This is a genomic window from Paraburkholderia sp. SECH4 (genome assembly GCF_030511745.1).
Taxonomy (GTDB): Bacteria; Pseudomonadota; Gammaproteobacteria; order Burkholderiales; family Burkholderiaceae; genus Paraburkholderia; species Paraburkholderia madseniana.
In genome coordinates this window covers 1-11190 of sequence record NZ_JALOCP010000081.1, presented here as the reverse complement: position 1 = coordinate 11190, position 11190 = coordinate 1, and the positions used below count along the sequence as shown (strand labels likewise).

Sequence of the window (11190 nt, the reverse complement as noted above, 5' to 3'; positions counted from 1 at the left end):
CCTATGCGAAGACGGACCTCACGCAGACGCGCGCGTTCGTGGAGGGGAGTTTTCCAAAGACCGACTAGCAAAGATGGGGGGTAGCAGGCAGCGAAATCACGAGACGAGATAGACGGTTTCGGCGTTCGCTGCAGACCCTGCATGTCCGCCGCTGGCTGGAGCATCATCCTTTGCCAGTAAAGCGAAAGTCTGCCGCTTATGTTTTAACGCCGACTGGACGTCGACCTTTATAGATAGTCCGTTCCGCTTTCATTGATACTGGTGGCGCTGGCAGCTTGCTGCCAGTGGATGCGGGACATGCACCTGCGGACTACGAATAACTCGACCCAAACGCCTGGATCAGTTGCGTGTGTGGCGAAGACGAATTGAACTACTAGACAAGCTGCTCTCGGCGGGCATGAAACGACCGAACATATGGTTTCCGATTAGCTGTGTTTTTACAGCAAAAACAAACAGTTAGTTTATTTTCACCATGCTGCCAATCGGACTATACGAAAATTCGATTGGCGCAACGTCACTGTGACGGCTTTGTGACAAGCCACGATTCTATCGGAAACGGACAGGCGAGCGAGTCAGTGTTGCGGATCGGATAACGCAACGCCGAGCGCTCACTGGTGAACAGACGCTGACGGCAATCGGAAAACCCGAACAGATCGACACACGCAACAATTCGCGTCTATCGCGCATCTTCGCGAACATGGCAAAGGTAAACCCGCTTTCCGCGAGTTCTACGGAATGGATGATGTGATCGAGCAGGTCATCGCTCATTTCACCCTCGCGGCCCCAAGGCCCGAAGCCCCAAAAGAGCGAGAAAACCAATAGACGGGGTAACACGCGAGGAAAAAGTATCGACGCCCCGATCTGCTTTTCCAAGCGCGGAATGTCGGGAGACGGGTACGGCGCGATTTTCGCAACGTAGTTCGTGAAAAAAATTTTAAAAGGGTTTAGGATCGTTTTCAGGGGTGGCGAAAGTGCCACCCCAAAAAATAGGCCGCCTACTGTCTCGCAAACGCGCAGGCGACCTTTCCGTCAATCCAACAGGTGAGAAACATATGATTCAACATTTATGAGCCGAGACCGGCTTAGGTCGGTCACCTTCCGACGCGATTCAAATCTAACACCCTCGCGTCGGAAGTCAATATAAACGTTTGTCAAATTTTTCTGTTTCTTTAGCAGAGGGGTATTTGCACGCCAATTTCTCTAAAAGGCATTGTTTTTACCTAGAAACATTAATATTAGACATGGTGAATTAGCATCATTTATAGGACTTCCTAGCATGGCAACGAAAAGACCTTCAAGTAGTAGAGCTTCGGCCGTCGTGCCTAGCGAGCCGCCTAAGCTCCGCATGTCTGCTGAGACCGCATCACAGAAACTGCTCGATCGTATCCATGCGGGCGAACAGATCGCGTCGGACAGCGTCAGTTCGTCACAGACCCTCGAACGCAACAAAGAGCAGTTTCGCGAATGGGATGGCTACAACATCGAGTTGTTGCGCCGCATGTTCACGAACGACGAAGAAGCAGATAAGTACAAGCCGTACGGCGGTCCGATGACGACGTATGTGAGCGCTGGTGGCGGTCGCGATCTTGGCCGGGAAGTCGCCAACCATGCGCAGAACCTGCAGGCAAAGATCGGGCGGCTTAAGGCGCTCAACACCCGAATCGAACTGTACGAACTTGACGACAGTGTGAGCGCATTCACTGCGTCAACGACTGGAGTGGGTGACACGCGACGGGTTGATACACACGACAACCGCGTGTTTATCGTTCACGGCCATGATCACGGCAGTCGCGAAGCGGTGGCACGTGTGGTGGAGACGTTGGGGCTTGAACCTATCGTCTTGGGCGACGAAGCAAACAGCGGCCAGACGATAATCGAAAAATTCGAACGTCACGCGCAAGTCGGGTTTGCGATCGTCTTGCTGACGGGGGATGACGTTGGCGGCAAAGACGAATCCAGCCTCCATCGACGCGCGCGGCAGAACGTCATCTTGGAGTTGGGATATTTCATCGGTCGGCTGTCGCGCGCGCGCGTGTGCGCACTGTATGTGGCTGGCGTGGAAATGCCGTCTGACATCGCTGGCGTCGGATACGTTGCCCTCGATCAAGCCGGGTTATGGAAGTACGAGGTGGCAAAGGAGTTGCGAGCCGCAGGGTACACCGTCGACTTGAATCGGCTCTAATGCGGGCGTTTTGCATTCCGCTCGTCAATTTGATGGCGTCACCGGCAAGCGCTCTGCACCGCTGTGGAGCGCGTTCTAAGACTCGACAGTCGGCGAATTGGCGCCTGGAATGTCAATAACGGGAACTAACATGGATATTTTGAATTGGGTTGAATCGCATTGGGAGTGGCTATTCGGCGGCGTAGGTGGGACAGCCGTCGTCGCGTTCCTGGGCTGGCTATTTACGCGAAGCAACGGCGACAGCCAAAAACAGTCCGGGGGCGCAGACTCGATCAATGTACAAGCGGGGCGCGACGCGATCGTCAAAGATGCTTCGAACCAGAAACGGAGGCGGTAGCATGGCGCTCGGTCAACAGCAGGCACAGGAAGGCGGCGACAATGCGGTAAACGCTCAAGCGGGCCGCGACGTAGTTATCGTTGGAGTGACATATACCGAGGCGCGGCAGATCGCTCTGGATGTTTATCGCGCAAATGCGATTGAACTTGCTGGGTTGGCTCAACAAACTGCTTGCGAGCGCGCCGAGCACATAACCGAGAGATTCCTTACCGAGTTACAAAGTCGTCATCCAGAAGGCCTTCAACAAACCGGCGAACCGGACTTCCAACATTCGATTTTGGAAGCGCAAAAAGCGTATGCACGATCAGGCGACGAGAAACTTGAAACGGTCTTGGTGGATTTACTGATTGAGCGCGCCGCCGAACAAGTCCGCTCGCTCAGGCAACTGGTCCTTACTCAGTCGATTGAAACAATTTCCCGCCTGACATCGGACAGGCTCGCGACTTGCGCCCCGCTGAAACGCTGTCTCGAAACCGGCGAATTTAGGCACGCATTGGTAGGCCTAGAGAAGTTCGCCGAGAATACTAACGACACGTACCCGGACGTGAAACAAGTGCTCGCCGTGGCCGCAATCAAACAGACGAGTATCGGCGGGCAAATGCCATCAGACCTCCCAGCGCGCCGCGCAGGGCCTTCAACCTGAGACTTGGACCATGGCAACGGCAAGAATTCGAGTGGCTTCTACACTGGGATTGCCTGTCGATTTCGTGCGTATCGGTTGCTACTGTTGTTTGCTCGCTGGACTTTAGATGCTCATCCACGTAACGAAATTCGAAGCCGCGCGACGACAGCTAAACGTAGCCATTCGGTTGATGTTTGACGGCATCGACCCGGTCGTCGTACATACGCTCGTCGGTGCGGCGTCCGTCTTGCTGGGCGACCTTGCCGGGCACCATCACCCAAGCGGAAGGTGGGAAACACTAGCTCAGCAAGCCAACAATCTCACTGAGAAGGCGTATTTTCGGGTAGCGCGGTATGCTCAAAATTTTCTGAAGCACGCGGACAGTGACGTGGATTCGGTTCTTGAGTTCGATCCTATAGACACCGACGCACTGGCTTTCGGAGCGGTAATGAATGTTCAGTTATTTGACCTGTTGACGGTCGAAGAATCTGTGCTCCAGCTTTGGTATTTCGCATGTCATTACCCAAGCGGCGACGAACCTGATGAATTGTTTTCCAAAGCTGTCGGGATCTTTGGCGACCTTCGGGAATACGACCGAGATACTAGGCTCCGACGTGCCCAAGACGTAATGACCCGCGAACTCCGCGAAAGGTCGCCAAAGTGACGAAGCAGCGCCAGGGCCGCATTTTTTGCGTCCCGTTTTCGTACGCAACTAGGACGATCGAGAGGGAGCTATACAGGGAGCGAGTCAGCGCCGATAAGCGCCGCCAAATGTATGCCCTTCTACGGCACGACTCTCGGCCGCTTCAGGTTCTCGGACAACAGTCACAGAACGGTTGTTGTCTGCCGCTTGTTGAGATACCTCTGGCGGTCTTGCTATTTGTCGATCGACTTCCCAGTATCCCGGCTTGCGCATCCCTTCATTCGCTCATAACCGGGCGGTCGTAACGTAGGGACTTTCAATTCTTCTTCCGGATGAGGGCGTCGAACCACGTCGCTTTGCGTCACGATGGGTGGGCCATCGGAAAGCGGACATCGCTGCCTAACATTCCTGAGCAGACGTGACCCGCTTTGGCCGATTTCGCCGCGAAGCAGCGCCCCCCGAAAGCAAATCGAAATAATTCCGCGATGCCGCGCCAGATAAGGCAGGTACGCACTCTAATTCAGCTATCCGAACTAAATGCCTCCAGCCGAACCACCTATTCTTTTCCACTTGACCGCAATTCGAAACGTCGCGCAAGCCTAATTTAGGCGCATAAAATCAGTCACCTACTTGTGCTTTTCACATTGTGAGATGAGAAGTTCAATCCTGTTTGAATATTTCTGCGTGTTTCCAAGAAGTACAGACCTTTTTGTGTGTCGACAACTATCGACCCCATGGCGAGTAATGGCTTCAAGCATATCGTTAAATTCCGATATATGATTCGTCTTGTAGCGATGCAGATGCATGGCCGCTAACGTGCGCCATGCCTGCCTGTTGTTGGTGCCCTGAAGTTGATGCCCTGAAAACCGATCCACATGACGCTCGATATCGACGCGATTCACAAAGCGCTTGCCAACCCCGTACGGCGGGAGATTCTCGGCTGGCTGCGCGAGCCGTATGCGCATTTCTCCGACCAGGAGCTCCCGCTCGATCACGGCGTGTGCGCAGGAAAGATTGACGCGCACTGCGGCCTGTCGCAGTCCACCGTGTCGGCGCACCTCGCCGCGTTGCAGCGCGCCGGTCTCGTTACGTCGAAGCGGGTCGGTCAATGGGTGTTTTTCAAACGCAACGAGGCCGTCATTCAAGCCTTTCTCGAGCACATGAACACCGAGCTCTGAGCGCTTCATCCGCATCGCCGCGTTTTTTCGCTTATTTCATCGCGCAGTTTTTTAAGGCCCGGGCCACGCGCCCGCCACCCAAGGTGAACTCATATGCCGACTCTTTTTGACCCGCTTCAGATTGGCGACATCACGTTGTCGAACCGCATCATCATGGCGCCCCTCACGCGCCAACGCGCCGAAGAAATCCGCGTGCCGAACGCGCTGATGGCGAAGTACTACGCCGAACGCGCCACGGCAGGCCTGATCATCAGCGAAGCCACGTCCGTCACGCCGCAAGGTGTCGGTTACGCCGAAACCCCGGGTATCTGGTCGCAGGAGCAGGTGGAAGGCTGGAAGATCGTCACGAACGCCGTGCACGCAGCCGGCGGCAAGATTTTCCTGCAACTGTGGCACGTCGGCCGTATTTCGGACCCGCTGTTCCTCAATGGCGAACTGCCGGTCGCGCCGAGCGCCATCCCGGCGCAAGGCCACGTGAGCCTGGTGCGTCCGGAACGTCCGTACGTGACGCCGCGCGCATTGGAACTCGATGAAATCGCCGGTGTGGTCGACGCGTTCCGCAAGGGCGCCGAAAACGCGAAGACGGCAGGCTTCGACGGCGTGGAAGTGCACGGCGCGAACGGCTATCTGCTCGACCAGTTCCTGCAAGACAGCACCAACAAGCGTACCGACGCCTACGGCGGCCCGATCGAAAACCGCGCCCGCCTGCTGCTCGAAATCACTGACGCCTGCATCGACGTCTGGGGCGCGAACCGTGTCGGCGTGCACCTCGCACCGCGCCGCGACGCGCACGCCATGGGCGATTCAGATCCGGCAGCGACCTTCGGTTACGTGGCACGCGAACTCGGCAAGCGCAAGATTGCGTTCATCGCCGCCCGCGAAGCGCTCGGCGACGACCGCCTCGGCCCGCAACTGAAGAAGGCATTCGGCGGCCCGTACATCGCGAACGAAAAGTTCACCAAGGAAACCGCGCAGCACGTGCTCGACGCGGGTGAAGCGGACGCGGTGGCATGGGGTCAACTGTTCATCGCGAATCCGGATCTGGTGCGCCGCTTCGAGACGAATGCACCGTTGAACAAGCCGAATCCGGCAACGTACTATGCACGCGGCGAAACCGGCTACGTGGATTATCCGACGCTGGAAGCAGTGGAATAAGACGTTCGGTTCATGCGGCGTCACGCAAGATCACGCCGCATGAACACCCGTTTCGATTCGTCGAGTCCGCGCGCGATATGCGCGTCGCGCCGCGCGATCAGTGCCGCATCGAGATCGGCCTCCTCGATATCGCGAAAGCCGAGCCGGCGATAGTACGGTGCGTTCCACGGCACCTCGCGAAACGTCGACAAAATGAGTTGCGTTATCTGTTGAGCACGCGCGAGTTGCGCGACCTGCTCGATCAGCCCCGCGCCGATGCGTTGCCCGGCATGGGAACTCAGCACGTCGAGCTCCTGAACATAGAAGCGCGCAGGCTGCGGCTCGAACATCACAAACCCCACACACGTCTCATCAGTATCCACGGCGACGACGATCTGCTGCGCGTCGATCTTGCGGTGGACGAGTTCCAGCTCCATCGGCGGTGCATCGGCGATGCCGGTCATGCCGACGCTGACAAAGCGCTGGCCGGCCTCGAATTCGATCGTACGGATGGCGTGCGCATCGTGCGGCGCGGCAAGGCGGAACGTGAGGTTGGAAGCGTATTGCATAGGGGTTTCTTAAATTTTTTTCGGGCGCGATTCAGGAAGACACGCCCCGATATTGACATCAGCACCGAGAAATAAACAAGTGCCCATGTCACGACGGGACTAAAATCCCGAACATCCAAATCCCTTCCGACCCAAGATGGATCTCATGCATGTGCTGCAGGTCGCCCTGCACTTCGACCAGCACCTGAGCGGTTTGATCGTGCAATACGGCACGGCCGTCTACGCGATGCTGTTTCTCGTCGTGTTCGTCGAGATCGGTTTCCTGCCGCTGTTCTTTTTGCCTGGCGATCCGCTGATTTTCATCTGTGGCGGTCTCGCCGCCACCGGCGCGCTGAACGTCTGGCTCGTGATCCCCGTGCTGTTCGCCGCCACCGTGGCCGGCAGCGTCGTCGACTATGCGATCGGCCGTGCCATCGGCGAAAAAGTCTATACCGCCGACTACCGCTGGCTCGACAAGAACGCACTGCGCAAGGCGCACGCGTTTTACGAAGCACGCGGCGGCCTGACCTTTTTACTGTCGCCGTTCATTGCAGTCGTGCGCACGTTCGCGCCGTTTGTCGCCGGTGTTTCGCGCATGACGTTTGCGCGTTTCGTGTCGTTCGTCACCGCCGGCGCGGCGCTGTGGATCGTCTCGCTGGTGGCGGCCGGTTATCTGTTCGGCAACGTGCCGCTGGTGCGCGATCATATGAGTTCGATCGTGCTGCTGGGCGTCTCGCTCGGTGTCGGATCGTTGCTGGTGAGCGCCGTGTGGCGTTTTGTCAACCGGAGGTTGCGCGCTCACTAAGCCGATGGTTGCGTGCTCACTGAATTTCGTGGAGGAACGCTACGTCGCTGTCTGCTTTGCTCGTCTTCGCCGTGGCGCATGTTCATCGCCGGCCTGCTGGTGACGCTCGGCAATCCGAAGATCATGATGTTCTACCTCGCGTTGCTGCCGACCATCATCGATCTGTCGCGCATCGGCACCGTCGCGTGGTTCGAACTCACGCTCGCCATGCTGATCGTATTGATGGCCGTCGACTTCGGTTGGGCGCTGCTCGCCACACGTGCTGGCTGAGCAGATCGACCACCTGACGCCGGTTCGGATCGGCAAGTGCCGCCAGAGTACGGTCGAGCGAGACGCTGGCAGGCAGTCCCATCGCTTATACCCACCCTTCGATTTTCAGGCCGCTCACGCGCTCCGCTTCCTCGCGCGACACCTCGCGAACCGTCTGGCCGAAGCTCCAGACGTGCCCTTTCGGATCGCGCGCCGCGTAGACACGGTCGCCATAGAACTGATCGGCCGGCTCGCGCGTGATCACAGCGCCCGCAGCACGCGCACGAGCGCAATGTTCGTCGATCCCCTCGCGCAATTGCACGTGCACTGATTGCGTATTCTTGCCGCCGATCGATGCCGGGCTCGCCGAGTCTTCGGACCATTCTCGGCAGATCATCACGTAGCTGTCGCCGAAACGCATTTCCGAGTGGCCCAACTGGCCGTCGCTTTCCGTGATCACCATTTGACGCTCGAAGCCGAACGCTTTCTCGAGCCAGTCGAGCGCGGCAAACGGGTCCTTGTAGTACACCGCAGCACCCAGCGAAGGACGATGAAACGGTTCGTTCATGATTGCCTCCTTTTATAAACCTTTGAACAGTTTCCGATACCCGCGTTCGGCCGTCGGTACGTCTGCGGGCGCGGCGGCCGCGCGGCGTGCCAGTTCGGAGTCCGACACGAGCAGCGTGATTTCGCGCGTTGCGACGCTGAGCCGGATACGATCGCCGTTTTGAACATAGGCTAGCGGGCCACCGACGGCCGCCTCAGGCGTCACGTGCAACACGATGGTGCCGAAAGCGGTGCCAAGGTGGCCGGTGCGGCGAGCGAATCGTCTGGTTTGGTCCTGGGCATGGAGAAACCCGGCATGAGATGCATGTAAACGTAGGGAGGAGACGGTCTCACGGCGCGCCCGTCACCGTGCGTGCGCTGCGACGAAATGCTTGCGGCGGTTGCCCGAATACACGCAGGAATGCCTCCCGCATTCTCCTTGGATCTGAGAACCCGGTCGCGCTGGCGACCTGATCGATCGTGTGTCGGCTTTCCTCAAGCATCAAGCGCGCAGTTTCAATGCGCAGTCGTTCGACGGCCTTTGCAGGAGTCTGTCCTGTCTCCGCACGAAACGCGCGGCTAAATTGACGCGGACTCAAACGCGCAACCTCCGCCAATTGCTCGACCGAAAGTGGTTCGTTGAGATTCTTCTTCGCATACGTCAGCGCGGATTGAATGCGATCGGACTTTGGCTCGAGTTCGAGCAGCGCTGAGTGCTGCGACTGTCCGCCTGTACGCCAATGATAGACAACAAGGTTTCGCGCGACCGACCGTGCGACCTTGGCGCCAAGGTCCTTCTCCACCAACGCGAGTGCGAGATCGATGCCCGCCGTCATGCCGGCCGAGGTCCAGATCGGCCCGTCCGCAATGAAGATCCGATCCTCGTCCACCGTAATTGAGGGAAAGCGGGTGCGTAGATCGTGCGCATAGTGCCAGTGCGTGGTTGCGCGGCGGCCATCGAGCAAGCCAGCCTCCGCGAGCACGAACGCGCCCGTGCACATCGAAGCGGTGCGCCGCGCGGTCTCAGCGCTGCGACGCACGTACGCGAGCACACCTGGCGGCGGTACGACGGTGACAGGGTTGCTTCCGGCGAAGATGACTGTGTCGAATACGCGATCGTCGATCGCCTCGGTCAAGACCGTCAAACCGCTCGAAGCGCGCACCAGGCCGCCTGCTTCGGAAACGTTGAGCGTCTGATAGAACGGTTCACCGATCGCCACGTTTGCGAACTCGAACACGGATTGCGCAACGAGTGCCATGGAATAGAAGCCGTCGAACACCACAAACGCAACAGTCGGCACGGCTGCCTCCCGAACGAGCACGTCCTGAAAACGTAGTTTATACGTCCTTTGAGCCACCAACAATTGACAGTATAAATATCGGTAGGAGCACGGGTTGCGTTACGCGGACGCGCTGTGCGCACACCGCGTCCGTAGCGACACGATCTCGTTGATCTTCCATTTGATCAGACTTATACCTCCCATTTAATTAGGCATACGTATATATGTTCTCGATTTCATCCATGCGTCGACTCGCGTTCGGCTCGTTGACGGCGCGCGTGTTTAGCCTGAGCTTTCTCACTGCGGCCGCTTTTGCGCCACCCGTCCTTGCTGCTGACGAATTGCCCGCACCCGCATCGACCGGCGATACGGCGATCCGCCCGTTCCACGCCCATTTTTCCAACGCCCAACTCGCCGATCTGCGCAAACGCATCGCGGCGACCCGCTGGCCGGACAAGGAGACGGTCGACGACCGATCTCAAGGCGCGCAACTCGCCAGGCTGAAGGACCTCGTGAACTACTGGGGCACGGGCTACGACTGGCGCAAGGCCGAGGCGAGGCTCAATGCACTGCCGCAATATGTCACCACAATCGATGGAGTCGATATTCACTTCATCTGGGTACGCTCACGCAATCCAAACGCGCTGCCGATGATCATGACCCATGGCTGGCCCGGCTCGGTATTCGAGGAACTGAAAGTCATCGGGCCTCTCACCGATCCAGTCGCCTATGGCGGGCGCGCGGAAGATTCCTTCGACGTGGTCCTGCCCTCGATGCCCGGATACGGGTTCTCAGGCAAGCCCAAGGGCACTGGGTGGACGCCTGACCATATCGCCCGCGCCTGGGAGGAACTGATGCGCCGCCTCGGGTACCAGCACTACGTCGCTCAGGGCGGCGACTGGGGTTCCGTGATCGCCGACAAAATGGCCGCGCAGAAGCCATCCGGACTGCTCGGCATTCACGTCAACATGCCGGCGACGGTACCGCCGGACGTTGCGAAATCGCTGAAAGCGGGCGACTCACCGCCGGCCGGCCTTTCCGACAAGGAGAAAGCCGCGTACAAGTCACTTGACAGCCTCTATACACGCGGCGGCGGTTACGCAGCGATGATGGTCACGCGTCCACAGACGGTGGGTTACGCGCTTGCGGATTCTCCGGTTGGCCAGGCAGCATGGATGTACGACAAATTTGCGGACTGGACCTACAGCGGCGGCAATCCCGAACGCTCGCTGACCAAGGACGAGATGCTCGACGACATCACGCTGTATTGGCTGACCAACACGTCGACGTCCGCGGCGCAGCTCTACTGGGAAAACAATGCGAACAACTTCAACGCGGTCGACATTTCGATCCCTGCGGCAGTGACGGTCTTCCCCGGCGAGATCTATCAGGCGCCTCGTAGCTGGACTGAACGCAGCTACCACAAGCTCATCTACTTCAATGAAGTGAACAAGGGTGGCCACTTCGCGGCCTGGGAACAGCCTCAGCTTTTCTCGGAAGAACTCAGGGCTTCATTCAAGTCCTTGCGTTGAATGACGCGAATCAAGTCATGCATGAAAACCATTTATCTCAAGAGCAATCGATGAAGACGACTGGCAACACCATTTTCATTAGTCGGCCCTGCAAAATTCAGTTTGCTTGATGCACGACGCCGATGAGGCATTTT

At 58.0% G+C, this 11190-nt stretch carries 11 protein-coding genes and 2 pseudogenes; 9 read left to right on the top strand and 4 right to left on the bottom strand.

The annotated features are described in order from the left end of the window. Nucleotides 1-1345 precede the first annotated feature (1345 nt). From M0D67_RS41355 to M0D67_RS41330, 6 genes are all read left to right on the top strand, one after another. Complete coding sequence (locus M0D67_RS41355; protein ID WP_266243458.1) at nucleotides 1346-2182, top strand: nucleotide-binding protein; 837 nt, start codon at nucleotides 1346-1348, stop codon at nucleotides 2180-2182. A 130-nt stretch (nucleotides 2183-2312) separates the two neighbouring features. After that, entirely contained in the window at nucleotides 2313-2519 is a 207-nt protein-coding gene (locus M0D67_RS41350; RefSeq protein WP_266243456.1) for a hypothetical protein, read from the top strand. Nucleotide 2520: 1 nt separating this feature from the next. Further along, on the top strand, nucleotides 2521-3162 hold the full coding sequence (locus M0D67_RS41345; protein ID WP_266243454.1) for an LPO_1073/Vpar_1526 family protein: 642 nt from the start codon (nucleotides 2521-2523) through the stop codon (nucleotides 3160-3162). A gap of 106 nt (nucleotides 3163-3268) precedes the next feature. Beyond that, nucleotides 3269-3805 carry a hypothetical protein gene (locus tag M0D67_RS41340; RefSeq protein ID WP_266243452.1) on the top strand — a complete coding sequence of 179 codons (537 nt, stop codon included), beginning with the start codon at nucleotides 3269-3271 and terminating at the stop codon, nucleotides 3803-3805. 854 nt (nucleotides 3806-4659) lie between these two features. Beyond that, the gene (locus M0D67_RS41335) at nucleotides 4660-4962 is read left to right on the top strand and encodes a helix-turn-helix transcriptional regulator (protein WP_154567261.1); all 303 of its coding nucleotides are present in this window, start codon (nucleotides 4660-4662) and stop codon (nucleotides 4960-4962) included. Nucleotides 4963-5055: 93 nt separating this feature from the next. Next, entirely contained in the window at nucleotides 5056-6117 is a 1062-nt protein-coding gene (locus M0D67_RS41330; RefSeq protein WP_266243450.1) for an alkene reductase, read from the top strand. 20 nt (nucleotides 6118-6137) lie between these two features. On the opposite strand, the gene M0D67_RS41325 is transcribed toward M0D67_RS41330, so the two are convergent. Continuing rightward, nucleotides 6138-6665: a GNAT family N-acetyltransferase gene (locus M0D67_RS41325; protein ID WP_266243448.1), complete on the bottom strand. Its 528-nt coding sequence runs from the start codon at nucleotides 6663-6665 to the stop codon at nucleotides 6138-6140. A 136-nt stretch (nucleotides 6666-6801) separates the two neighbouring features. On the opposite strand from M0D67_RS41325, the gene M0D67_RS41320 reads away from it, so the two are divergent. Beyond that, nucleotides 6802-7449, top strand: coding sequence for a VTT domain-containing protein (locus tag M0D67_RS41320; protein ID WP_266243446.1), 648 nt, complete (start codon nucleotides 6802-6804; stop codon nucleotides 7447-7449). A 66-nt stretch (nucleotides 7450-7515) separates the two neighbouring features. Further along, nucleotides 7516-7713, top strand: a pseudogene (locus tag M0D67_RS41315) (LysE family translocator); the annotation flags it as partial. Between the two features lie 91 nt (nucleotides 7714-7804). Here M0D67_RS41315 and M0D67_RS41310 read toward each other — a convergent pair. The 3 genes and pseudogenes from M0D67_RS41310 to M0D67_RS41300 all read right to left on the bottom strand — a co-directional run bounded on the left by M0D67_RS41310 (nucleotide 7805) and on the right by M0D67_RS41300 (nucleotide 9545). Then, on the bottom strand, nucleotides 7805-8266 hold the full coding sequence (locus M0D67_RS41310) for a VOC family protein (protein ID WP_266243444.1): 462 nt from the start codon (nucleotides 8264-8266) through the stop codon (nucleotides 7805-7807). A 24-nt stretch (nucleotides 8267-8290) separates the two neighbouring features. Then, nucleotides 8291-8500 (bottom strand): annotated as a pseudogene (locus M0D67_RS41305) (dihydroxy-acid dehydratase); the annotation flags it as partial. A gap of 94 nt (nucleotides 8501-8594) precedes the next feature. After that, entirely contained in the window at nucleotides 8595-9545 is a 951-nt protein-coding gene (locus M0D67_RS41300) for a GlxA family transcriptional regulator (protein ID WP_168436010.1), read from the bottom strand. Nucleotides 9546-9766: 221 nt separating this feature from the next. Here M0D67_RS41300 and M0D67_RS41295 point away from each other — a divergent pair, with 221 nt between their 5' ends. Next, a complete protein-coding gene (locus M0D67_RS41295) occupies nucleotides 9767-11056 on the top strand; it encodes an epoxide hydrolase family protein (RefSeq protein ID WP_171926666.1) in 1290 nt (429 codons plus the stop codon). Nucleotides 11057-11190: the final 134 nt, after the last annotated feature.